Source organism: Lysinibacillus sp. BNK-21, assembly GCF_048684915.1.
Lineage (GTDB): Bacteria > Bacillota > Bacilli > Bacillales_A > Planococcaceae > Lysinibacillus > Lysinibacillus capsici.
In genome coordinates, this window is record NZ_JBLQTS010000001.1 from 2,670,119 (window position 1) to 2,694,006 (window position 23,888).

At 40.2% G+C, this 23,888-nt stretch carries 23 protein-coding genes; 8 read left to right on the forward strand and 15 right to left on the reverse strand.

Annotated elements, in window-relative coordinates:
- Window positions 1-50: 50 nt before the first annotated feature.
- Both ACMGGO_RS13830 and ACMGGO_RS13835 read left to right on the forward strand, forming a co-directional pair.
- Window positions 51-293: a cyclase gene (locus ACMGGO_RS13830; RefSeq protein ID WP_374805994.1), complete on the forward strand. Its 243-nt coding sequence runs from the start codon at window positions 51-53 to the stop codon at window positions 291-293.
- Entirely contained in the window at window positions 290-964 is a 675-nt protein-coding gene (locus ACMGGO_RS13835) for an HAD family hydrolase (RefSeq protein WP_374805995.1), read from the forward strand. Before ACMGGO_RS13830 ends, ACMGGO_RS13835 begins: the two co-directional genes overlap by 4 nt.
- Before the next feature lie 17 nt (window positions 965-981).
- Here the strand turns inward: ACMGGO_RS13835 and ACMGGO_RS13840 are convergent, their stop codons facing one another.
- From ACMGGO_RS13840 to ACMGGO_RS13855, 4 genes are all read right to left on the reverse strand, one after another.
- Window positions 982-2,532 carry a hydantoinase/oxoprolinase family protein gene (locus ACMGGO_RS13840; RefSeq protein WP_342557692.1) on the reverse strand — a complete coding sequence of 517 codons (1,551 nt, stop codon included), beginning with the start codon at window positions 2,530-2,532 and terminating at the stop codon, window positions 982-984.
- Window positions 2,525-3,628 (reverse strand): DUF917 domain-containing protein, encoded by a 1,104-nt coding sequence (locus ACMGGO_RS13845; protein WP_257961294.1) that lies wholly within the window; start codon window positions 3,626-3,628, stop codon window positions 2,525-2,527. The genes ACMGGO_RS13840 and ACMGGO_RS13845 overlap by 8 nt, the downstream gene beginning before the upstream one ends.
- Window positions 3,625-4,893, reverse strand: coding sequence for a cytosine permease (locus ACMGGO_RS13850; RefSeq protein WP_288580393.1), 1,269 nt, complete (start codon window positions 4,891-4,893; stop codon window positions 3,625-3,627). The genes ACMGGO_RS13845 and ACMGGO_RS13850 overlap by 4 nt, the downstream gene beginning before the upstream one ends.
- A gap of 129 nt (window positions 4,894-5,022) precedes the next feature.
- The gene (locus tag ACMGGO_RS13855; protein WP_259948813.1) at window positions 5,023-6,627 is read right to left on the reverse strand and encodes a PucR family transcriptional regulator; all 1,605 of its coding nucleotides are present in this window, start codon (window positions 6,625-6,627) and stop codon (window positions 5,023-5,025) included.
- A gap of 138 nt (window positions 6,628-6,765) precedes the next feature.
- Here ACMGGO_RS13855 and ACMGGO_RS13860 point away from each other — a divergent pair, with 138 nt between their 5' ends.
- On the forward strand, window positions 6,766-7,611 hold the full coding sequence (locus tag ACMGGO_RS13860; protein ID WP_115673965.1) for a pentapeptide repeat-containing protein: 846 nt from the start codon (window positions 6,766-6,768) through the stop codon (window positions 7,609-7,611).
- A 41-nt stretch (window positions 7,612-7,652) separates the two neighbouring features.
- On the opposite strand, the gene ACMGGO_RS13865 is transcribed toward ACMGGO_RS13860, so the two are convergent.
- From ACMGGO_RS13865 to ACMGGO_RS13910, 10 genes are all read right to left on the reverse strand, one after another.
- Window positions 7,653-9,368, reverse strand: coding sequence for an FTR1 family iron permease (locus ACMGGO_RS13865; RefSeq protein WP_131519849.1), 1,716 nt, complete (start codon window positions 9,366-9,368; stop codon window positions 7,653-7,655).
- Window positions 9,343-10,602, reverse strand: a complete 1,260-nt coding sequence (efeB, locus tag ACMGGO_RS13870; protein WP_420281960.1) for an iron uptake transporter deferrochelatase/peroxidase subunit — start codon at window positions 10,600-10,602, stop codon at window positions 9,343-9,345. The genes ACMGGO_RS13865 and efeB overlap by 26 nt, the downstream gene beginning before the upstream one ends.
- Before the next feature lie 9 nt (window positions 10,603-10,611).
- Window positions 10,612-11,481, reverse strand: coding sequence for an iron uptake system protein EfeO (efeO, locus tag ACMGGO_RS13875; protein ID WP_103117847.1), 870 nt, complete (start codon window positions 11,479-11,481; stop codon window positions 10,612-10,614).
- Window positions 11,482-11,643: 162 nt separating this feature from the next.
- Entirely contained in the window at window positions 11,644-12,843 is a 1,200-nt protein-coding gene (locus ACMGGO_RS13880; protein WP_131519847.1) for an MFS transporter, read from the reverse strand.
- A gap of 10 nt (window positions 12,844-12,853) precedes the next feature.
- Window positions 12,854-13,273: a MarR family winged helix-turn-helix transcriptional regulator gene (locus ACMGGO_RS13885; protein WP_054550884.1), complete on the reverse strand. Its 420-nt coding sequence runs from the start codon at window positions 13,271-13,273 to the stop codon at window positions 12,854-12,856.
- Between the two features lie 401 nt (window positions 13,274-13,674).
- Complete coding sequence (locus ACMGGO_RS13890; protein WP_103117846.1) at window positions 13,675-14,616, reverse strand: nuclease-related domain-containing protein; 942 nt, start codon at window positions 14,614-14,616, stop codon at window positions 13,675-13,677.
- Between the two features lie 148 nt (window positions 14,617-14,764).
- Window positions 14,765-15,772, reverse strand: a complete 1,008-nt coding sequence (locus ACMGGO_RS13895) for a FecCD family ABC transporter permease (protein ID WP_420281961.1) — start codon at window positions 15,770-15,772, stop codon at window positions 14,765-14,767.
- Window positions 15,765-16,766 (reverse strand): FecCD family ABC transporter permease, encoded by a 1,002-nt coding sequence (locus ACMGGO_RS13900; protein WP_054550883.1) that lies wholly within the window; start codon window positions 16,764-16,766, stop codon window positions 15,765-15,767. Before ACMGGO_RS13900 ends, ACMGGO_RS13895 begins: the two co-directional genes overlap by 8 nt.
- Window positions 16,767-16,789: 23 nt before the next feature.
- Window positions 16,790-17,716 carry an iron-hydroxamate ABC transporter substrate-binding protein gene (locus ACMGGO_RS13905; protein ID WP_048390303.1) on the reverse strand — a complete coding sequence of 309 codons (927 nt, stop codon included), beginning with the start codon at window positions 17,714-17,716 and terminating at the stop codon, window positions 16,790-16,792.
- A 13-nt stretch (window positions 17,717-17,729) separates the two neighbouring features.
- The gene (locus ACMGGO_RS13910) at window positions 17,730-18,518 is read right to left on the reverse strand and encodes an ABC transporter ATP-binding protein (protein ID WP_420281962.1); all 789 of its coding nucleotides are present in this window, start codon (window positions 18,516-18,518) and stop codon (window positions 17,730-17,732) included.
- A gap of 147 nt (window positions 18,519-18,665) precedes the next feature.
- Here ACMGGO_RS13910 and ACMGGO_RS13915 point away from each other — a divergent pair, with 147 nt between their 5' ends.
- Window positions 18,666-19,715, forward strand: coding sequence for an NAD(P)/FAD-dependent oxidoreductase (locus ACMGGO_RS13915; RefSeq protein ID WP_420281963.1), 1,050 nt, complete (start codon window positions 18,666-18,668; stop codon window positions 19,713-19,715).
- 51 nt (window positions 19,716-19,766) lie between these two features.
- Here the strand turns inward: ACMGGO_RS13915 and ACMGGO_RS13920 are convergent, their stop codons facing one another.
- Entirely contained in the window at window positions 19,767-20,009 is a 243-nt protein-coding gene (locus ACMGGO_RS13920) for a hypothetical protein (RefSeq protein ID WP_004229360.1), read from the reverse strand.
- A 230-nt stretch (window positions 20,010-20,239) separates the two neighbouring features.
- Here ACMGGO_RS13920 and ACMGGO_RS13925 point away from each other — a divergent pair, with 230 nt between their 5' ends.
- The 4 genes from ACMGGO_RS13925 (at window position 20,240) to ACMGGO_RS13940 (ending at window position 23,859) form a co-directional block, all read left to right on the forward strand.
- On the forward strand, window positions 20,240-20,851 hold the full coding sequence (locus ACMGGO_RS13925) for a class I SAM-dependent methyltransferase (protein ID WP_048390295.1): 612 nt from the start codon (window positions 20,240-20,242) through the stop codon (window positions 20,849-20,851).
- Between the two features lie 152 nt (window positions 20,852-21,003).
- The gene (locus ACMGGO_RS13930) at window positions 21,004-22,131 is read left to right on the forward strand and encodes a DUF418 domain-containing protein (protein ID WP_420281964.1); all 1,128 of its coding nucleotides are present in this window, start codon (window positions 21,004-21,006) and stop codon (window positions 22,129-22,131) included.
- Between the two features lie 13 nt (window positions 22,132-22,144).
- On the forward strand, window positions 22,145-23,257 hold the full coding sequence (locus ACMGGO_RS13935; RefSeq protein WP_420281965.1) for a sensor histidine kinase: 1,113 nt from the start codon (window positions 22,145-22,147) through the stop codon (window positions 23,255-23,257).
- Window positions 23,254-23,859, forward strand: coding sequence for a response regulator transcription factor (locus tag ACMGGO_RS13940; protein WP_004229368.1), 606 nt, complete (start codon window positions 23,254-23,256; stop codon window positions 23,857-23,859). Before ACMGGO_RS13935 ends, ACMGGO_RS13940 begins: the two co-directional genes overlap by 4 nt.
- The last annotated feature ends 29 nt before the right edge of the window (window positions 23,860-23,888 follow it).

The following is a 23,888-nucleotide window of genomic DNA, read 5'->3' on the forward strand; positions in this document are numbered from 1 at the left end:
CACAGAATATATGGATAGCACTCTAACACTAAGCGTAAGGTGGTACTTGAATGGATAAAAGAGTTGTCTTTGATTTTGAAATTGAATTTACCAATGGTGGTGGTATACAAGGGCAGGATTTTCGCCTTGATATTGAAGGAGATGACATATCGGACGAAGAGCTAGCTAAGTATATTGTGGAAGATATGAGGTTGCTCATGGTTGGCAAGGTAACGATCCTAAACAAAAAAATTATTAATGAAAAACATAAACGAAAACCTTTGATGAGCAAGAAAGGACATGAAGCTCGTTGAAAGCGATACTATTTGATTTAGATGATACCTTACTTAATCGAGATCATGCTGTCGATAACCTGTTTTATATTATTTTGGAAAAATACTATGGTGCTATTCAGGGTATGCTCAAAAAGGACATGCTGGAAAAATTTAAGGAATACGATAAAAGAGACTATGGGATTGCCGTTAAAACCAATGTTTTATCATCGTTTTTTGATGCGTTTCCATCAACCTTTCAATTACCTCGCCATGACATGCAAGATTTTTGGGATCAGCAGTTTCCATATTGCTTTTCTATCGATCAACATATGTTGAAGGTTCTCCAAACGATTAAGAAGCAAGTACAAGTTGGCATTATCACAAACGGCTCTACACAGCGACAAAAGGCTAAAATCACACATACAGGTTTAGCTAGCTATTTTGATATTATTCTTATTTCGGAGGAAGTAGGCTTAACTAAGCCTGACAAACGCATATTTGAATTAGCTCTACATCAGCTACAAGTTCAGCCAAATGAAGCCTTATTCGTTGGGGATGACTTAGCAAAAGATATTGCTGGTTGTCAGCGAGCAAGGATGAAGGGCATATGGTACAATCCTCATCGGCTCACGAATCCTACTGACATTAAACCTGATGCAGTGATTCATTCATTTGAGCAATTAATAAAAGGAAGAGCCCTGTTTAACTAGGACTCTTCCTTTGACTGTTACACCATTTTCCCTACTACTTTTACCTTCAATCTTGTTGCATTTTCTGGATGATACGCGAGAGGTGTTTCTTCTACTTCCACTAGCTCAATGGTATCCTCAAGAGCACCTGCTAATACGGCTTGTTTCACAGCCTTGTTTTGTGCATCCTTTAAGGATTCCACACGCGGTTCTTTGGAATAAATATAAATTTGCTCATATTGACCACTAATTTGTGCAATCGAGGCTCCGATGGCATTCGCAACACCACCGTATTCAGATTTTACAATTGTGGAAACGCCCCGAATCTTTTCTGGCACAATGATACCACCGCCCCCTACTAAGACTAATGACACATCCTCTGAGGAAGTTTTCATCTTATCAATCGCCTGTTCTAGTAACGAAGAAATTTCTTCTTGAACGGCTTTGGCAAAGGCTTCATCAATATGTGCCACTAACGTGGAATCACCTACATCTGCTAAGCCTAAACGGACAGCGATATCTGTTGTCGTTAAGGTCGAGCCACCGAAAACAAGGGCCTCCTCACTGATTTTATAGCCTACACTATCCGGCCCGACTGTAATTTTGTTGCCGTTCACACGAACAATACTTCCCCCGCCAAGTCCGACTGAAATAATATCTGGCATCCTAAAGTTTGTCCGAATGTCTCCCACTTCAACTGCGACCGAGGATTCTCGCGGGAAACCATCCTGTAATACACCGATATCTGAAGTGGTACCCCCAACATCCAATACCATTGTGTTTTGAATTTGGGATAAATACGATGCTCCACGGATACTATTTGTTGGTCCACAGGCAATTGTTAAAATTGGGAATTGCTTGGCGTAGTCGATAGACATTAATGTACCGTCATTCTGGCATAGATACACCTCTACATCAAAAATGCCTTCCGCTTGTAACGCCTGTACAAAGCCCTGTGTTGTTGTCTCAATCACCTTACATAATGCAGCATTTAGAATCGTAGCATTTTCACGTTCTATTAACCCGACTGAACCTATTAATGAGGAGCAGGAAATTGGGAATTCCTCGCCATAGACTTCTTGAATCCATTCACGAACCTGCAATTCTTGATCATTTTTAATAGAGGAAAAGACACCAACAATCGCAATGGATTCTACTTGACCACGCCATTCCTCTAGTAGTTTTGTAATTTCCTGTTGATCAAGCGCACTCAATAATTGGCCGTCATATTCATAACCACCATGGGCAATGGCATAATTACCAGATAATTTATCAATCATATCCGCTGGCCAAGCTGTATAAGGGAGTACGGAAGCCGTCGCTGGATAACCTAGTCGAATGACACCAACCTTTGCTAGCTTTTTACGTTCAACAATGGCATTGGTGCATTGTGTTGTCCCTAACATCGCATGAGTAATTTTTGTTTTGTCAATATTTGCACCCTCTAGTAATTGTTGCAGTGACTTTTCAATCCCTGTTTTAATATCTAAGCTTGTTGGTGATTTCACACTGTAAATAAGCTGGCTATTATGATCTAAAAGGATGGCATCTGTGTTTGTTCCACCTACATCGATTCCAATTTTATACATGCTCTGCTACCTCCTTTTTCACTAATTCCTCAATTGGCGTATACTCATATTCATAGCCAAAATATTTGGGTCCAGCTGTTTCAATACCTTTTGCTGTACGCCATTTTTCATGTGCTGGTAAGCCGATCACACGCACACGTTTACCATATTTTAAGCTCTCTGTTGTAACAGGCAATAAAGTTTCATAATCCACCAAACAAATTAAGTCTGGTGTCATCGCTATAACCTGCTCGTTTTTCTCAGCTAATAAGTTTTCATTTTGGAAATGAACCTTCATTTGATCATTTTTATAAGATTCAATACCTTCAAGATTCATTTTACCTAGGTTAAAGCCACCCTTCGTTTCACGAATAACATCCACTATTTTTCCTTGGAAAAGCTCATATCCTTCTGCAAGCTTTAAAAGGCTTTGTAGCTTATCGTTCACCTCTTGATCTTTCGAGGCAATAATTTCACCGATTTTTTCGGAAAGCGTCACTATATGATGAACACCGCTTTGTTTAATTTGCGCACCCGTTGTTGGGTAGAGGCTCACTAAAGAACTAGCGCCCATTTCTACTGTTGCTGTTCGGGCGATACGCTCGGTCCATTTATTATCAATGGTTTCAAAAATACCAATATTCCCTTTTTCATCAGTGATGGCCATTGGCGTTGCCGAAATCCCATCTAAGTGGAATGTCACCATTTGTAATTCCGGAAATGCACGCCCCATGCCATCACAATCAATCAATGGTAAGCCAAGCTGTGCTGCTACTACAATAGGAATCATCGAATTGACCCCACCTGCTTCCATTGGATAGGTGCCTGCAATTTTTTCTTTTCCCAAATATTGGGCAAGCTTTTGAAAAACCTTAACAAACTCATCGCCACGTGGGAATTTTTCTACTAAAACTGATGGTGCCCCCATCATTGCGGCTGGAATGAAAAAATCATCATCCGCAATTTCATCCACTGAATACAACTTTACAGGGCCATTTTTTTCGATAGCAGAAAGCGCCATTAATTTTCCAATATAGGGATCTCCTCCCCCACCTGTTCCTAAAAATGCTGCCCCTATGGCAATATGTTCAATAGCTGCCTGATCTAAATATCTCATCTATGTTCCTCCAATATGACCGTTTTTTGTACAGATACACGATACCCAACATAATAAATCACGAATGAAATAATGATGCCAATCATCGGTTGGTTTGGTAGCGCTGGCAATGCAGGGAATAAGGAAAATACCACTGGCATACAGGCAATTACAGCACCTACTAGCCAAGAAAATACACCTAATCGATTGACCCCTTCAACTTCCTGCCAGCTATCTGTTTTGCCTTTATGAATGACCCAGTAGGAAGCAATCATCACCCCTGCAACAGGCGGAATCATCGCCGATAAAATTGACATGATAGGTGTAAAATAATTTAAAATCCCTACAACGGCTAAGATTGTGCCAATTGTACCCGCCACACCTATGGCTAATCGTTCTTTGTTTTTAGCAACATCAAATACATTAATTAAGGCAATTCCACCTGAAATTGCATTGACCAAATTAGTTTTCCATGTTGCTAAAATCAGACCCACTCCACCAATAAAGGGTGTTGCGATATGCAGAAAGACTGCTGTAATATCACTTGTTTGATAGGCAATCGTTAAGACAGCTCCCACAGCAATCATTAGCACCCCTGCAGGAATAATCCCTAATGTAGCGGCTTTGAAAACGTCTGAACGATTTTTTGAAAATTGCGAATAATCACCCGCGATAACAGCCCCTAATGCAAAGGACCCAATCGTTACAGCTAAACCATCCATAAAGCTCATATTGCCCTGTGGCTGATAATCCCGAACGAGCTGTAGTTGCTCACCAGTTAATATTTGACCTAAACCATACAGACAAATGATGACGAGCAATGGTACGGCGATATAGCTTAAAATACGCAACACCTTCATCCCATAAAGTGCGGATACGACCATAACCATACCACTAATGAATGAAGCGATTGGAATGGGTATATTCAAATGATAGATTGCTAATAAGTTTGCTAAGGCTACGCCACACACATTGGCCTGAATGCCAAACCACCCTAAACAAGCAATAGCTAAGATAATGGATAATATTGTACGAGAGCCCTTTTTTCCAAACACTTGTCCTGCTATATGGACAGTGGGCTTTCCTAAATCACTGCTTTGCATGCCTTGCAAAATCATGATGATCACGACAATAGCATAGCCTACAAAAGCAACAGCCAGTGCCTTTGATAAACTCATATTGGTAATCAGTGCGTTACCGACTAATAAACTGGGAATACAAATCATGGCACCAGCCCAAATAATGCCTAAGCTATACCAAGATTGACCTTTATTTTCATTTTGCATGTGACTCCCTCCTTATTTGGTGATGGATTAATGTTTTTAATTATAGAAGATAGGTAAGAGTTGAGTCTTTTGCGCAAATGAAAAAAATAATCTGAAATTTTGTTCAAAATGACAAAATTTCAGATTATTCTAATCATTAATCAATCGATATAGCATGCAAGCCATGTAGGCATCATAAAATTCCGAATATACGGTAACATCTGTACCAATCAGCTCACTAATTTTTTTGATGCGGTATTTCACCGTGTTTTTATGGATATAGAGGAGCTCTGCACAGCGCTCCACACTAGCATTTGCATCTAATAAAAAGGTTATCAAAGTCTGCAAGGAATCATGGTCGCGTAAAATGGGTTCAATTACAGACAAATATTCTTCAATCATTTCCTCGCCCTGCTTACTGACATCAATTGCCCTTTTCATGGAGCGCACTTCCGCTGCAGTAAACAATTTTCGCATCGGATAAATCGTATGGGCTTTGTCCCCCACCTGATTGACCAATTGATACATTTGACGAACAGACTTTGTATTTCTCATTTTAGGTGCATAAACAATTTCTGCGATTTGGGCATCATACTGAGTAGTTTCACTATATTCAATGGCAATCTCAAACTCATGATGCTTATAAAAGCAATTGCCTACCAGTACAATCATACAATGGTCAATGCATTGGATGACTCTTGTTTGATAATATTTGGACAGTTGCTCTTCTAATTCATCGCGAATTCTTTTTTCGTCTGCTAAATCATGCATGTAGACAAGCCACATCATTTGAATGGCGGAAACATCAATATGAAGAAGATTGGCTAATCTTCTCATTTTTTCCCCCTCGTCATTGATAATAGCTTTAACTAAGGCATATTCACTAACCTCATCATGCTTGTCTCCCCATAAATTTATGGCTACTTGCACAACCTCACTTACTTTTTCAATTGTCTTAGCAGGTAATTTTGTATTTTCTTTAATCAGAAATAAAAATAGCGGCTCGCCATTTTTTTGATGTACTCTTTTATAGTCTACGACACAGGCGACATCACTTCTTAGCAGCTCGAGCTTGCCTGCTTCCCTCTGAAAATTGGATTGGGAGCATTCTTCAATGACATTCGCTACATCTAATGATGAATTTCGTGGCCACATCACTTGGTTCACAATGTCAAAATGACTATTGGTGAGCACAATATTAGCCTTTAAACGATCTGAAAGCATTTTCAGTGTAATTTCAACACTTCTTAAATGCTCAGGTAGTAACGATACCTTTTCTAATGTCTCTTTGACAAAATGATCATTAACGCCTTGATTACTAACAATCGCTTCCATAACCTCATAGATAACCTCGTTATAGCGCAGTGAATAATCATTTCGCGGCATACAAATGATAATAAAGCCTTGTGCCTCCGCTAACGCAAGCACTTCTTCTGGAATATCAGGCAATACAATGCCGACATAATATAAAATAAGCCCCAGCTCTCCTAAATCATGTAAATGCTGTATCGTTTCACATTGCTGCTCCACACTATCTCGAATGGAGTAAAAGGAGCTAATGACAAGCTCCTCTGCATACCATTCCTCCTGTACACGGTTAATAATTTTCGAATAAAAATCAACATTCGATACCTCTAATACAGATAGAGATGATACAGTACGGTGCAGGTTATCTCGCCCTGTTAACACCTCTGCCCCTCGAAAAGATGGCAATTGTAATAATTCATTGACCGTTACCCCATGTTCCACCACCACTTTTCTTTACAACTCTTTTGAAGAAGAATACCATATCCCCTACTATCTTTCAAAATACAGTTTGCTCTCTATTTTAACTGGTAGCTTGTTAGTGTTAAAATAGTAACTAAATGGATAAGATCAGAGAGGAAAATGAGGATGTCTAATCAGACAAAAACCATTGGTACAAAAATCCGACACAGTCTACAGGCAGATTGTCAAAGCTGTTTTGGCTTGTGCTGTACCGCTTTAAATATTGTGGCTTCTAGTGATTTTGCGATCAATAAACCCGCAGGCACGCCATGTCCTAATTTGCAGGATAACTATAGCTGTCACATACATAGTCAGCTACGAGAGACAGGTTTTAAGGGCTGTACCGTTTTTGATTGCCTAGGCGCAGGTCAACAGGTTTCACAGGTGACATTTCATGGACAGGATTGGCGACAATCTCGTGAGCATGCTGACAAGATGTTTCGTGTTTTTCCTATTATGGAACAGCTTTACGAAATGATTGCATATGTGGCGGAGGCTTTGTCCTATCAGGTGGATAATATGCTTTATGAACAGCTAATTGCTCAATTGAAGCACCTACAGCAGACAATAGCTCAGGATGCAGATACCTTATTAGCATTGGATATGGTAGCTATTCGTATGCCGATCAATGCACTATTGCTCCAAACTAGCGAACAAATTCGCCAGCAAAGTGTGAAGGGAAAGGCTTCTAGAAACTTGAATCAGCGTGGGGCTAATTGGATGGGCAAAAATTTAAAAGGCAAGGATTTACGAGCGACTGATCTAAGGGGGAGTTATTTAATAGCAGCTAATCTTCAAGATGCGAATTTACAGGGAGTAGATTTCATCGGGGCTGATTTGCGAGATACCAATTTACGCGGTGCTGATCTTTCAACAAGTCTGTTTTTAACCCAAATGCAAATCAACGCCGCACAGGGGGATCGTTCGACTAAATTACCTTCCTATATAAAACGACCTGCTCATTGGCAATAAAAAAAGGTAGATGGCGTTTTACGCTCATCTACCCTTTTTCATTAGGCTTGTTTCTTTTTATAAAGCACAGTAGCCGCCACTAACACAAGTAAAATAGACTGTCCTATGATTGTTTCCACCGTTGGATAGAAGCCAATCAAGCTAATAACAGGTAAGCCATCAACAATCGTTGTGGACAGATTATCTGTCAGCTGCAAAGTATGCAGACTGACACCAATAATTTTAAAGGCTAGCACATAAATTAAAATAGTTGCTACTGCAAAAAATTTGTGAATTGGAATTTTGCCACTTGCTTTAAATAACACAACTGCAAGTACAGCAAGAATGAGCAGTGCCACCACAATTCCAAGTATAAACTGCGACGTTTCCATTTTAGGTGCAATCCCCGCATAAAAGACTAGTGTTTCTGCACCTTCACGGAAGACCGATAAAAAGCTAATCATAGCCATCGCAAAAATAGAGCCACTCGAAATGGCATTACCCATTTGTTTGGAAATATAGCGATTCCAACTGACCACGCTTGATTTACTATGCAGCCAAATACCCACACCGATCATCATCGCTGCAGCAATTAACCCTACATAGCCTTCCATTAACTCGCGATTCGTATCAATCGTTGCCGAATTTAAAATCGTCGACATAAGGATGGCAGCTACGGCGGATAATAGAACGCCGACAAACGCTCCGACATAAATCCATTTGCGCATCTTGTTTTGTCCTGATTTATTAAGGAATGACACTAAGGCTAAAATAATCAGTAATGCCTCTAGTCCTTCGCGTAATAAAATTAACGCAGCGTCCCAAATGGTGTAATCGGTATCCCCTTGAATTAGCTCAATTTCAGTACGGAATGTATTTAATTGTTTGGTAATAGCTTGCTGATCGACGTTGGATTTTAATAAATCACTCGCGATAATCGGCATATCACTTTCAATTTTCGTGTAAAGACTACCATTACGTGTGGAGATTTCAATTTCTACGCTTGGCCAAATGGTAATAAACTCACGTATTTTATTTGAAGCCGCCTGGTAATCACCAGCATTGACAAAATCATTGGCCTCATCTATATAGGCAATTAATGTCGCTAATGAATACTCCCCCTCTACCACTTCGGCTGTTTCTTTACCAGCTACAAAATCCTCAATCGTTTGCTTTAAAGCAGCAAATTGAGATTGCATAAGCGCTACATCAGGCTCCTCAGCAGAAATAGAGATACGAAGAAATGCCATTTGTGTTTCGATTTGCCCGTACATTGCGATACTTTGTTCACGCACAGGTCGCTCATTTTTATTCCATTTACTATTAAAATCTTTGTAGGCTTCATCAATGGCCTGAATATCACCACTTGCTAAAGCTTTTTCAAAGTCTGCCATTATCGGCTTAAATTTTTGTCCAAACTCTGCTCGCTGTGCCGCTTCATCCACTGGATTTTCAAGCTTTTCTAATGCACGCAATGCATTGGATAGTGCGGATAGCGCCTCTAAACGCTCATCCTTGGACGTTGCCTCAGTAGCCTGTGCAAGGATTTCATCAACCTTTGCTTTTGCCTCTTTCTGCTCTGAAGATACTTTAGCCCAATCAATAGCAAATTGTTCAAGTGCCTGCTCGGCCTCCGCCTCTTTATCCTGCTTTGTATTCATCAGTGCATCACTAATCGCAATATAGAGATGACTATAGGACTGCGCAGCTTGCACAGGTAAAGCTAAAGTCAGCATAAGGGCAAACACGATACTACAGCGCGTTAAAAAGTGCTTCACCTAAATAACTCCCCTTTTGTACACCAGGGAAGCAAGCAAACACGGCACTGCCTCGATGGGTAATGTACTCATTCATTTTATCCATACGCCCTAAGCTATTTTGGATGGTTGTAAATTGGGCTGGGTCTTTTTGAAAAGAAATAAAGATTAGCCCCGCATCATGGGTCCCTGTATTCGACATCACGCCTGACGCATAAGAATAAGAGCGTCGCAAAATACGCGCACCTGATTTCCGCGCCAAATGGACATGTGATGTATCAGGCATAATATAATTGCCCTTATCATCCTTTTCCTCTACATCAAAATCATCGAATTCCTTTGTTTTGCCAAAAGGTGCCCCACTGTCGCGGTAACGGCCAAATGTTGCCTCTTGATCTTTCAATGATGTACGATCCCAAGTTTCAAGATGCATTTGAACTTTACGTGCAATTAAATAAGAGCCACCCTTTAACCAGCCTTTATCCACCCACACGACCTCATTTAAGTCTTTTTCATTCGTAATGGCTGGATTTACAGTACCGTCCTTAAAGGCGAAGAGGTTTCGTGGTGTCCCTCCACTAGCTGGAAACGAGTTAAAGCCCGCCTGTGACCATTTTATTTCTACTTTACCTGAAGCAGCTCGTACTAGATTACGAACAGCATGGAAGGCCACCTGCGGATCATCTGCACAAGCCTGAATACACAAATCACCACCTGTGTATTCTTTCTGTAGCTGATCTTTGGGGAAATGTGGTAAATCCTTTAGCTCCGCTGGTTTTAAATGCTGGATGCCCAGTTTATCGAATAATGAAGGCCCGACACCAATGGTAATGGATAGATTAGATGCATCTAAACCCTCTGCCTCTCCAGTATCGCCAGTTGGCACTCTTGTATTTGTCGATACATCGACCATGACTTCACCATTCATTAAACGCACAACAAGGGGTGTCCATTGCTGGAACAACGCTTGTAGTTCCTTCTTTGATGTCACTAATACATCTAAAGAAGCAAAATAAATATTCGTCTGTACAGGTGTCACAATACCTGACTGATGCTTGCCATAGAAATTGACCTTATTGCTAGCCGTCGTGCTATCTGCTACTGGCTCAAAGACATCATAGCCCATTGCTTTCATGACACCACCCAAGCCAGAGGCACCGATGGCAACACCTGCCACACCGATACCTGTTAGCTTTAACATATCACGTCTAGAAATTTTTTTATTTATAAATTTTTCCTCGTTTGACGTTGTCATTGTTTATGTTCACTCCAAAATGATACCCATTTGACTTAATGGTTCTCCAAGCTGATTCACCGCTGCTGCCAGTGCTTTTGTGTTTTCCTCCGTTAATTCTTCGTAAGATATATAGCCACCATCAGCCGTTGTATGCTGTGCTAATAAATCGTCTACTGCTTTGAATTTTTCATCAAGTGTTGCCACTAATGTAGAATCTTTTGCTTCTAATTTTGAGCGTAAAATCTCAAAGATTTTTTCTGCGCCTTCAATATTCGCTTTAAAATCATAAAGGTCTGTATGAGAGTAAATTTCTTCCTCACCTGTAATTTTAGATGTTGATACTTCATTTAATAAATCTACTGCACCTGTAATCATTAAGTCAGGTGTCACTTCCACTGTTTGCACAAGTGCATGCAATTCCTTCGCATCTGCAAGAAGCTGATCTGCTACAGCCTCATAACCTTTTGTTGTATTTTCTTCCCAAAGCGCATACTCAAGCTTATGGTAGCCTGACCATTCTTCCTCACCCTTACCTTCTTCTTGAATATCTGCTAAACGTCCATCGATGCGAGGGTCAAGATCACCGAAGCTTTCCGCAATTGGCTCAGAGCGTTCAAAATACATACGTGCTGGCGCATACGCTGCCTTTGCCCCTTCAATATCGCCTGCTTTGAATAGGTTCACAAATTTCTCTGTATCTAGTAAAAATTGATCCATTTGCTCTAACGCAAATTGTTGATAGGCTGATAATTCAGAAGATAAATCCACCTCTTTTGTACCTTGCTCCGCCTGTTCTGTTGCTGGCTTATCTTCTTTTTTTACTTCTTCTGTATTGCCACAGCCAGCCATTAAAATGCCTCCTGCTACTAATACCGACAAAAATGATTTGTTTTTCATACTTCGTACCTACTTCCGAATTTGTTTTATATTGTGATGATAATGATTATCATCATCTATTGCAACAACTATTTTTGTAAATAGAAAAAAACGTCATTTTTCAGTTATTCTTTACGAACAACTAGAAAAAAGACGTTTTTTCTACAATATAATGATTCTAATCTACAAAATTTTTGCTTGTTTCAAATTTTCATGTTTTCCATGTAAAAGGTAATAAAGCACAATCGACACTAAAATAACAAAGACCATCGAGAAGAAAATCGAGCTGTAGCCCATAGATGGTACAAATAAGCCTAAGAAATAAGGCCCGACACCTAAGCCTAAATCATAAAAAATAAAATACGTAGATGTCGCAAGTCCTAAACGCTCATTTGGTGTTACTTTGATGGCAATTGCCTGTGCCACCGAGTTGAAGTTCCCATAGCCAATCCCGATACAAGCGGCAGCGATTAAAAAGGCAATCGTAGTTGTTGCTGAGCTAAAGGCATACATGCCTATTGCAAACAACACTAAGCATGGATAGATAATGATATTTGCCCCTCTTGTATCAAGCAATTTCCCTGTAAATGGACGTGTAGCCAAAATGACAATAGCATAGATAATAAAGAAGTAGCTACCTGCTGATACTAAATCTAACTCCTTTGCATAAAACGTCATAAACGACATCACACCTGAATAAGCAAAGCCAATCACAAGTGCCACAAAGGCAATCGGTACTGCACGCATTTCAATAAAGTTCGTCACTTTAAACCCAGCCTTTACAGCTGTATCCTTTGCTTTTTTCGGTGCATCTGGCACGGTCACAATGTAATACATAAAGAAACAAATAATCGCTAACACAGAATCTACTGCAAAAATCATACGATAATCTGCAAATAGCTGTGTTAATAATATTCCAATAAATGGGCCAATGGCTGTGGCTAGAATAGCGCTTAAGCTATAATAACCAATCCCTTCTCCACGACGCTCAGCTGGTAAAATTTGTGCAATAATGGTACCTGTTGCTGTACTGGCAATCCCTAGTGCAATCCCCTGTACTAAACGATTGATCATCAGCAGCGGTAAATTGCCTGCTATAAAATAAGACATTGTTGATAACATAAATAATAATAGTCCACAAAATAATGTTTTTTTGCTACCCCAGTCTCCAATAATACGCCCTGTCCCAAGACGACCTAATAGTGTCCCGATAATAAAAATACTCGATACAAGCCCCGCTGTACTTGTAGAGGCATTAAAATGCTCCACCGCATATGCTGCTATCGTAACCATTAATAAATAAAAGATTAACGTAATGGTAAAATTAATAAGTGAGACAATTAAAAAATCTTTTGTCCATAGTTTCTTTCTGGCTGCTTCCACGTTGCTCTCCCTATTGATTAATATTCATACAAATTCTTGCTAAAACCTGTGTCGCAATGTCAATATCTTGTTTTGGCACGCCTGCCAAAGCCTGCTCAAAAAATGGATTTAGATGCGACTTTATTTCCAGCACAAGCTCTTCCCCATGCTTTGATAGGTGTACCAGCTTTTCACGCTTATCCTTGCCCGTCATCGTTTCCACATAGCCTAGCTCCACAAGTTTATGTACAAGCTTCGTGACACTTGGCTTCTCTATAGACATGAAATTCGCGATATCTACAAATGAATGTGGACCCTTATCATTCAAGAAACGAAGCACTGCCCACTGTGAGCTATATAACTGATAGGGTTCAAGCTGCACATTCAACTGATTAATAAACGGCCGATACATTAAGCGGTACTGATTAAAAAATTCCTGTTCAATTGTCACACTATCACTTCCTTTTATATTAGTTAGCCTAGCTAACTATATACCTAAAAACTCTATTTGTCTAGTAGGAAATAAGCGAAACATCGTTCTTGGGAGTGAGTGGTATCCTGCTCTATCCACTTAAACGAAGCGTATCCTCCACTTTCTCTGTTCTATCCATCACTTTGCGCGTTCTATCCGCTACTTTCCTTGTTCTATCCGTCACTTTCAGCACTCTATCCACTTACACGAAGCGTATCCTCCACTTTCTCTGTTCTATCCATCACTTCTCGCGGCCTATCCGCTACTTTCTCTATCTTATCCGTCACTTTCAGCATTCTATCCACCTACTTCAAGCGCCCTTTCTCTCTACAGCACTAAAAGCTACAATTCAGACCGCTTGAATTGTAACGCTTAGTTCGCTATTCCTTAATCCAATATTTCCGATGCTTTTTGACACCCTCCGCTTTCAAAGGGAGTTGTTGCATCAACTTGTACGCTAAATCGGGAGAGTCAATGCCAAAGAATTCGCGGAAGCTTCGATTGGTTACCTGCTGCCCGACTAGTAACCTGTAGTCCTCTAATGTTCGAACCAATGCATCATCGTCCTCCAATCCACAGCGTGGGCACGTCCATTTTTTATAGTGATACGATAATCGCTGCCCGTTAACACATTGTGGACATAACACACCCTTCACCATCTCCTTAAGAGGCACCTCTACCTCTTTTTTCAACTTTGTGTGCAGGGATAATAGAAGGTTGGCTACTTGTAAAAGATCAACTCTTTCTCTAGGTTGATAATGCTCTATCCACTTTTGTAGATGAAATCGTAACCCTTTCACATGAAATATCGGTTGCCCCTCAAAACCCTTTGTTAAAATTCCATTTTTCGTTGCCAGCACTACCGCATGGACAACAGGTAATTCGATACGTTCTCGCAGTAGAAGCTTTTTCATCCATATGACATGTCGATCCAGCTGAACAAATGGATCAGTCATTCCTTCCACCGTGCCATCCAATGTCGTCCGTGTAAACTGCGCAAAAGGGACATCATATGAGAGATTTCCTGTTATATTTTTGATTTCAAGAATAAGTAAAAAATGAGGGCAGAGAAAGATGGTATCCATTTGATGGGTAGATCCGTAGCTATTTGTGGTTTGAAAATCATGTAGAAAATAATGTGGGGTTGGTAAATCGATTTCGAGCCATTCTGCATCAACACGCTGTTCCCCCGCAAGACCTGCTTGGACACGGCTCAAACGTTCACCATAATAGGCGTAGTTATTATGCGTCTGTGGCAATCTACGGAGCACCACCTCTAGTATTTTTTGCGAACCCGATGGTTGTCGTGCTAATAGAATCATGTATTCACCTCCTGTTCTAATTATACAAAAAAAAGAACCTCAATAAATGAGGTTCTCAAAAACTTGAAAGGCAGATGATGTAAACTCTTTTTTTCACTATTTTTATTAAATCGAAAGACTGTTTTTGTGAGCAATAACTAATACATTTCTACACATTTTTGCGTAATAAATATAGAAAATAAGGTGCGCCAATAAATGCAACAACAATCCCAGCAGGAACCGTTGCACTTGCAATAGCAACACGTCCAATGGTATCAGCAAGCATTAGCAAGCTTGCGCCAATGAATAGCGTCAATGGTAAAAAGAATTGGTAGCGTGGACCAACGAGCTGTTTTGCAATATGGGGAGCCATCAAACCGATGAAGGCTACTCCCCCTGTTACGGATACCGCGGCAGCCGCTAGTGCAACCGCAACAATTAATAATCGGAAACGTTCTCGCCCAATGTTCATACCAAGTCCGACTGCTGTTTGCTCCGTCATGGCCAAGACATTTAAAACGTTGGCTTTATAGAAAATGTAAGGGATGCCCAGTACAAGCCAAGGCATTAGCGCCCAGAAAAATGGCCAATCTGTGCCCCATACATTTCCGGCTAGCCATTGTGCAATAAATTGTACATCGCTCCGCTCAGCAGAGGATATTAATACCATCATGACCCCTGATAAGGCTGATGCTACGCCTACCCCTACTAAAATAAACTGTACGGGATGGACACCCTTATTACGCTGATAAGAGAAAAAGTAAATACCCAGTGCTGTCACTAAGGCACTACAAAAGCCGACAATCGGTAAAATATAGGCAAAGTGAGGAAGGTCGCCATCTACTAGCAAATAAAAGACAGTAATCCCAACACCTGCGCCAGCACTGATACCTATAATTCCTGGGTCTGCTAAATCATTGCGGGTTACGCCCTGTAATACGGCCCCTGCCAGTGCTAATGCCATACCCGCAGCCGCTAGCACAAACATTCTAGGTAAACGGACTGAAAAGAGTACAAAGGACTCTTTAAAACTACCATCGCCCAGTAAGGTTGGAAGAATTCGGTCAATAGAAACCGAAGCAGCACCTAATGAAATCCCTAAAATAAAAATGAACAAGGTTACCACAAGCCATATGAGTAACCATTTATGCTGTTTTTTGCGACCTTCTTTAAACAAATTGACGTCCTCCCTTCCGCACTAATAATAGGAAGAATGGAAGACCTAAAATCGAAATAATAGCGACAACTGGCGTTTCATAAGGTGCGTTAATCATGCGCCCTGCGAAATCAGCCAACACCATAAACCAGCCACCAACAATGGCACTCATCGGTAAGACAAAACGATAGTCTGTCCCAACAAACGCGCGGACAATATGCGGTACCATTAAGCCAACGAAAGCTAGATTTCCGACTAGGGCCACAGCAGAGCCAGCCAGAATAACCACAACGAACATCATTACACCCTTTACGAGCGTAGTATTTTGTCCGACACCCACTGCTACTTCTTCATTTAAGCTTAAAATCGTTAATTGACGACTAAAAGCAAATGAAAGCAGTAAGCCAATAATAATAACGGGTACGATCAATAATGCCTGCCATGTTGTGCCAATGAAACCGCCACTTGTCCACATCGAAACATCTTTGGAAATTTGAAATAAAATGCCCGTCCCTTCAGCGATTGCCTGTAATAAGGCTGTGACAGCCGCACCAGCTAAAACAAGCTTTAAAGGGGAAAAGCCTTTTTTAGTAGAAGCACCAATCCCATAAACTAACATCATACCGATTCCCGCCCCAACAAAGCAGGCTAAAATTAACGTATAATACGAGAATTTAGGGATAAATGCCATTGTTAAAGCAAGGGCAGCATTTGCCCCTGCCGTTAAACCAAGCAGCCCTGGATCAGCTAATGGGTTCCGTGTAACCCCTTGCATAATCGCCCCAGCGACTGCGAGGGCACTCCCAACAAAAATAGCTGCAATGATACGAGGAAATCGAATTTCACGTAAAATCGTGTAATGTTTACCTCCACTATGTCCGACAATTGCTTGAAAGACATCTTGAATGCTTGTATTCGCTGCCCCTAAGCACAGCGAGATACTGGCAGTACCAATTAATACAAGCAATGCAAGCAATACTTGAAGCCAAAATGGAAGCTTTCGAAACTTTGTCATTCGCCTTCGCTACTCTCTACTAATTATTGTAAAAATTTCTCTTCAAAGAACTTCAGTTGATGTTCTAATGTGATAGGGTCATTGAAATAAAAGGCATTTGCATTCACTTCAAATAAATGACCATTTTTCACTGCTTCTAAATCTTTAAACCATGCTGCATCTGTAAAGGAATTATCTTGATCTTGGAACATACTGAAGATCACATAGTCACCTGCATATTCCCCTAAAACTTCTTGAGAAATAGCATAGTAGCCAGGCTCTAACGCTGTTTCTTTTACTTTCTCAGGCATTTTCAAGCCCATTTCTTGATATAAAATCTCTGTTCCACGACCCCAGTTATCGCCATAAATATAGAACTGTTTATTAAAGTTCTCTGCTACTGTTACAGTCGCATCTTCACCGATTTTTTCTTTAATCTTTTTACCAGCTTCTGCTGCACGTGTTTTAAAATCTTCTACCCAAGCAGTTGCTTCTTTTTCTTTATTTACCACTTTACCGATTTCGATGAACTGCTGTAAATAGTCTACTTTACCATACGTAAATAATACAGTTGGCGCGATTTCTGCTAATTTATCAGCATTTTCAATACCATTTAAGCCAATAATTAAATCTGGTTCTAGCTCAAGAATTTTTTCAATATCTGTATTTTCAACTACAACAGCATCTTTAATCGCATCTTCGAAGTTGGGATTTTTTGCTGCCCATGCATCCACACCAACAACATTTACATCAAGCTGTAATAAGCTTCCTACAAAAGAAGATAGTACAACAACACGTTTCGGATTTGCTGGTACTTCTACAGGACCTGACTCTGATTGATATGTGATTGTTTCTGTTGAAGCTTCCTCTTTTGAGCCTTCATCAGCCTTCTCTGTTTTTTCTTCCTTACTGCCACATGCTGCAAGTACTAGCACAAGCATCATAAACATTGGTAATAGCCACTTTTTCATTGTTATTCTCCTTTTAAATGGTTTGTAATAAGTCATATGTAATGCACATTGGTTTGTTCGTTCGTGGATCTTTGCCAATAACTGCATCTATATTAAATACTTTTTTCAATACTTCTGGAACCATCACTTCTTCAGCCGTTCCGAATTTTACAAGCTCACCTTGTGAAAGCGCTACAATATAATCTGAAAAACGTGCCGCTTGATTTAAATCATGGAGGACCATGACAATCGTGCGCCCCTGTTCTTCATTCAGCCTGTAAAGTAGCTCTAAAACTTCTAGCTGATGAGCCATATCTAAATAAGTTGTCGGTTCATCTAAAAAGATAATGTTGGTTTCTTGGGCCAAGGCCATCGCAATCCATACGCGCTGACGTTGTCCACCAGATAAAGCATCTACAGATTGTAAACGGAATTCTTCTGTTTTGGTTACCTGTAAAGCCCAGCCAATAACATCTTTATCTTTTTGTGATAAATTCCCGAAGCCCTTTTGATAAGGAAATCGACCGTAGGATACAAGCTCTTCCACTGTTAAACCATGTGCACTTTCTGGACTCTGTGGTAAGATTGCCAGTTCTTTTGCTAATTCTTTTGTTTTCATCTTGGAAATATTTTGGCCATCTAATATGACCTGTCCACTCTCATGCTTTAAAATCCGTGTGATAGCTTTTAACAAGGTTGATTTTCCACAACCATTTGAACCAATGATTGTCGTGATTTTGCCATCAGGAATTTGCAGCGATAAGTCATGCACAATCGTTTTATTCTCATAACCAACACGAATCGATTCAACTTCTAAACGCAAATCGGACCCTCACTTTCTTTTTACTTCTTTCCATGCTATCATATTCAAAGCTAAAAATGATAATCATTATCACTAGAATTAGTCTAGTTACCTGATAAGATTTTGTCAATTACTTTTTTACTATTTGTTAAGGATGTGGCAATAAAAATGCAGCATGTGTATGATGTGACAATTATTGGCGGTGGCCCAGCTGGCTTATATAGTGCCTTTTATAGTGGTTTACGGGGTTTAAAAACAAAATTATTAGAAAGTCAACCACAGCTTGGCGGTAAAGTATTACTTTATCCTGAAAAGCTGATATGGGATATTGGGGGACATCCTCCCGTTTTGGGTGAACAATTTGTTAAACAATTAATCGAGCAAGCCAAAACATTTGATCCTACAATTTTGACAGGTACAAAAGTAGATTTAATTGAACGTCACAATGATATTTTTGTCATTCATACAGCAGCTGGTGAAAAGCATTATTCTAAAACGGTACTGTTAGCTGTAGGTGGCGGCATTATTAGCCCTCAAAAGCTAACACTTGAGGGCGCTGAAAAATATGAAATGTCCAATCTACATTACACTGTGCAATCGTATAAACGTTTTGTCGATAAGGATATCATGATCTCAGGCGGTGGTAATGCAGCCATCGATTGGGCTGTTGAATTAAGTCCGATTGCCAAAAGCGTAACGGTTGTTTACCGCAAAGAGAATCTATCAGCACACGAAGCCACTGTACAGGAAGCACTGGATGCAGGTGTGCGCATTGAGTGTAATACAACGATTACAAAGCTTTCCGCAAATATTGATAAAACGGCTATTCAATTAGTCACATGTGAGAATACGATAACGAAGCAAAGTTATACGCGTCAAATCGATGAGGTAATCGTCAGTCATGGCTATAATTGTGAGGCGTCTCTTGTATTTGATGAGGCCATTGCCATTCCGAAAAAGGATGATTATTATGTTGAAGGAAAGGCAACAGGTGAAACAGCACAGCCAGGTATTTTTGCAGCAGGTGATATTTTATCATTTGATGGAAAAATTAATTTGCTACTTGGCACATTCCAAGATGCCGCCAATGCAGTCAATTCTATTAAAACGTATTTAGAACCAACTGCCTATCGTCATGGTATGGTGTCCTCACATAATGAGCTATTTAAAGAGAAAAATCGCTCTATTATCGAAAAGCAATTTGCACCAGCCCATTAAACCTAAATATAACCCTCTTAAGAGCCTGATCTTAAGAGGGTTTCTAGTTTTTTATCTAAATAAACTTAATAACGCCCCCATCTGTCTCAACATATTTACTCCATTTGTAATCGTCCCAGCATGCCCCATAATTGTATTTAAATGATCTGGTAAATTTCCTAATCTAGGACCTTGCTGTTGTTGATTGGGAGAATAGTATGGTTGCACCATCCTACCTCGAAAAGGTGGGCCAAAATATTGCCTATTGTTTGGCGGATATGGACCTCTTCTAGCATTCGGCTGAAAATATGGCATTTATACACCCCCTATCTGAAAGCTTCTCACTAGTATATGTAAAAATTTTTATAGCGAATTAGACTTTTGAAGAAGAGGTTAAAAATAATAAGGGAACCATACTAGTTTCCCTGTCATACTATAAGAAAAAAGAAGGTGGTACTATACAAGACTCTCATTATCTTACCTTTTTAGCTAAGTTCGGGGTCGGAGGCGCACATCCTGGGGGCATTAATCTATCAAAGGCTGTTTTGCAAGCGGAGAATATCGAGCAAAACACACATATTTTAGATGTGGGATGTGGTACAGGGCAAACGGCTGCTTATTTAGCATCTTCCTATCAAGCAAACGTCACAGGTCTCGATATTCAGCCCATCATGATAGAAAAGGCTCGTCAGCGAATGCATAAAGCGCGTCTACCTGTTAAACTTCTGCAAGGCTCTATTGAACAAACCTCGTTAGCGAACGAGACATTTGACTTGATTCTAGCTGAGTCGGTTCTGGCCTTTGTTAATTTGCAGCAGGCTTTGCAGGAAATTTATCGTTTATTGAAAAAAGGTGGCCGCTTCATTGCTATCGAATTTACCATTCCTCAAACACTTCGTACCGAACTTGCAGACGACCTCCAACAATTTTACGGCTTTCAGTCTCTCCTCAGGAAAAAGGATTGGGTAAGACTACTGCAACAGGCTGGTTTTTATGATATCCATATACAAAAAAACAAATCCATCTCATCCAAGCCTGAATTTCAAGTTTCCACAGATATGGAATCCAAATTCTATAAAATCATGGATCAGCATATTGCCATGAATGAAAAATACGAAGACATTTTAGACTATCGCATCTATACCTGTACAAAATAATGAGCCGGCAGCAAAAGCGTTGCTGGTTTTTGTGCTGGCACAGCATACTTTATGACACCTGTCATCAAGATTCTTTGACTGGTGTGAATAGGTTTTCTCTTGAAATTTTCTTATCCTTAAGGTAAGAAAACAAAGAAAGAGTGATCGAACTTATGCAAACACAACAAAGACTTCCCTTTATCGATATGTTAAGAGGCTTTGCCGTCTTAGGAACGCTTGGCACAAATATTTGGATTTTTGCTTATCTTGGTGATTTATCGTATATAACAACAAGTGATTATTCTGGTTGGTGGTCCTTCAATGATTTTTTACGTATGGTCGTATTATTTTTCGTTAATGGCAAGCTGCTTGGGTTGTTAACAATTATGTTTGGAGTAGGCCTGCAATTAAAATATCAGCAAGCCTTACGGAGAGGTACAGCCTGGCCAGGAGTGTACTTGTGGACTATCGTCTTCTTAGGGTTAGAGGGGCTACTGCACTACACGCTTGTGATGGAGTATGATATTTTAATGAGCTATGCTGTCACAGCATTCATCGTAGCTTTTATTGTACGTTTGGGTGATAAGGTCATGACAGGAGCCTTTTATTTTTTTGGTGGCTTTCACATTCTAATGATTCTACTTATTTTTATCAGTACCTTACAAGGAGCTGGTGTTTCATTAAATGGTATGGCATCCGTTTCTGAGCTCTATGAACATGGCACATGGTTTGCGCAGGTGCAGCATCGTCTCACAAACTTTTTATTTTATCGCTCAGAAGCTATATTTATTATCCCGATGAATGTCTTTTTATTTTTACTTGGCGTGAAGTTCAAGCGTAATGAGGTATTTTCACCAACAGACAAAGGACGTCAAACTCGACAAAAGCTCTTTAATATCGGTGTATTCGTTGGCTTTCCTATCAATCTGCTTATTTTTATTCCTGGTGGGCTTTTTGATTTACCTGTTCGCTATCTTTGTGCCCCTCTTCTATCCATTGGCTATATTGGAATTTTAGGTAAACTGGTAGAATATAAGAGGCTAGACTGGCTTTGGCAGCGCTTTGCTCATGTTGGTAAAATGTCTTTAAGCTGCTATGTCCTCCAAAACGTGCTTGCGTCGATTATTTTTTATGGCTGGGGGCTTGGCTTAGGTGGGCAAGTCAATAGCTTCACTGTCATTGGTATTTGGCTATCTCTATCAATCTTACAACTTGTTATAGCGTTCGCTTGGTTACAGAAATTTCAACTGGGCCCTATGGAATGGATTCGTAAAAAAGCCCTTCAAGCGATGACACAGTAATCAGCAACAAAGGATGGTGCTAGTAATAAAAATATATCCCAGAGAACAAATTAAGCATTATTTAATCATTGATGCAGCTTCTGTCATTTTCCTATTCGCATTAGTATTAGGGTCTCATTCCCTTCCCTTAGCTATGAAAATAACAGTGCTCCTTTTATACCTAATAGCCTTCTACATTGCTTTATGGCATCGAGATTGGAGGCTACTTACTGCATCTCTAGTAGCCTTTGTCCTTATCACCTTACTTAGCATAATTGTCGATCCTTTTATGCTTATTTTTGGCTTTACCTTTGCCGACTTACTAGGACGTGCAAAATCAAAATGGCATATTGCCTGTGGGATTGTAGCCATCGCTGTCATGTTTTTGACGGTTTTATACATGACAACAGATTCCCTTTTACCAAAGGAATCACAGGTACTAGTACCGATTATGATGTTTCAACTGGTGCTACCGATTCTCATTTATTTTGTGGAAAAGTCGAAAAATCTGCAGGCTGAGCTGGCAGACGTAAATACACAGCTTGTTCAGCAAGAGGAACGACAACGGATCGCTAGAGACCTTCATGATACAATTGGCCATACGCTCACAATGATTAAAGTAAAAACCGAACTAACGACCAAACTGATTGACCGAGATCCTTCAAGCGTGAAGCCTGAGCTACATGACATATTAGCCACTACCCGTACCGCCTTAAAACAAGTACGTGAGCTTGTGTCTGATATGAATTTTATTTCGTTGCAAACGGAGCTTATTCATTGCCAACAGCTTTTACAAAGCGCGAATATTACGACAACCCTTGACAATCAATGTCCTCAAATCGTACTTTCTAGTGTGGAGGAAACGATGCTTGCTCTATGTGTACGAGAGACTACTACGAATATTCTCAAGCATAGTCAGGCAAAAAAATGTCATTTCGCCATTCAATGTTGTGCTGGACACTATGCACTTGTGATGAAAGACGATGGCATCGGTTTACAGTCACAAGGACGTGGGAATGGCATCCACTCCATAAAAGAAAGAATGCATATGCTGCAAGGCTTTGCCCTGATTGAAAGTGACACACCAGTAGGCACCAGCGTCACCCTCACTCTACCAATTCAAGATGGAAAGGAGCCTCTAACATGATACGTGTATTACTAGCAGAAGACCAACAAATGTTACGTGGTGCCCTAACTTCGCTACTAGCGTTTGAGCCTGATATTGAGGTCATAGCTGAGGTGGCAGATGGACAACAAGCATGGGAATTGATCCAGCAGGAGCCACCAGATATTTGCCTAGTCGATATTGAAATGCCCCATCTATCAGGGCTTGAGCTTGCTGAAAAAATTAAACAGGCCAACCTCCCTTGCAAGGTAATGATTGTAACAACCTTTGCACGCCCTGGTTATTTGCAGAAGGCAATGGATTGCGAGGTACACGGCTATCTATTGAAAGATGAACCCATCGATTATTTAATTGCTACTATTCGAAAAATCATGCAAGGAGAAAAGGTGGTCAGCAAGGATTTAGCCGCCTCCTTATTTATGAAGGAGCAAAACCCTTTAAATGAACGAGAAATTGCGGTGCTTCAGCTAGTCAAAAAAGGCTTGACCACGAACGAAATCAGTAAGCAGTTATTTTTAACGAAGGGCACGATTCGCAATTATTTATCTACCTCTATTCAAAAGCTACAAGTTGAATCTAGACAGCAAGCCGCTCAGGTAGCAGGTGAAAAAGGCTGGCTATAAAAAAAATCTCGCCACAGCTGTGACGAGAT

Excerpts from the sequence above, each read along its gene's own strand:
- ACMGGO_RS13830 (WP_374805994.1), top strand. The coding sequence starts at position 51 with ATGGATAAAAGAGTTGTCTTTGATTTTGAAATTGAATTTACCAATGGT.
- ACMGGO_RS13840 (WP_342557692.1), bottom strand. The coding sequence starts at position 2,532 with ATGTATAAAATTGGAATCGATGTAGGTGGAACAAACACAGATGCCATC.
- ACMGGO_RS13845 (WP_257961294.1), bottom strand. The coding sequence starts at position 3,628 with ATGAGATATTTAGATCAGGCAGCTATTGAACATATTGCCATAGGGGCA.
- ACMGGO_RS13850 (WP_288580393.1), bottom strand. The coding sequence starts at position 4,893 with ATGCAAAATGAAAATAAAGGTCAATCTTGGTATAGCTTAGGCATTATT.
- ACMGGO_RS13860 (WP_115673965.1), top strand. The coding sequence starts at position 6,766 with ATGTCTAATCAGACAAAAACCATTGGTACAAAAATCCGACACAGTCTA.
- efeB (WP_420281960.1), bottom strand. The coding sequence starts at position 10,602 with ATGACAACGTCAAACGAGGAAAAATTTATAAATAAAAAAATTTCTAGA.
- efeO (WP_103117847.1), bottom strand. The coding sequence starts at position 11,481 with ATGAAAAACAAATCATTTTTGTCGGTATTAGTAGCAGGAGGCATTTTA.
- ACMGGO_RS13890 (WP_103117846.1), bottom strand. The coding sequence starts at position 14,616 with ATGATTCTATTAGCACGACAACCATCGGGTTCGCAAAAAATACTAGAG.
- ACMGGO_RS13900 (WP_054550883.1), bottom strand. The coding sequence starts at position 16,766 with ATGACAAAGTTTCGAAAGCTTCCATTTTGGCTTCAAGTATTGCTTGCA.
- ACMGGO_RS13905 (WP_048390303.1), bottom strand. The coding sequence starts at position 17,716 with ATGAAAAAGTGGCTATTACCAATGTTTATGATGCTTGTGCTAGTACTT.
- ACMGGO_RS13915 (WP_420281963.1), top strand. The coding sequence starts at position 18,666 with ATGCAGCATGTGTATGATGTGACAATTATTGGCGGTGGCCCAGCTGGC.
- ACMGGO_RS13920 (WP_004229360.1), bottom strand. The coding sequence starts at position 20,009 with ATGCCATATTTTCAGCCGAATGCTAGAAGAGGTCCATATCCGCCAAAC.
- ACMGGO_RS13930 (WP_420281964.1), top strand. The coding sequence starts at position 21,004 with ATGCAAACACAACAAAGACTTCCCTTTATCGATATGTTAAGAGGCTTT.
- ACMGGO_RS13935 (WP_420281965.1), top strand. The coding sequence starts at position 22,145 with ATGGTGCTAGTAATAAAAATATATCCCAGAGAACAAATTAAGCATTAT.
- ACMGGO_RS13940 (WP_004229368.1), top strand. The coding sequence starts at position 23,254 with ATGATACGTGTATTACTAGCAGAAGACCAACAAATGTTACGTGGTGCC.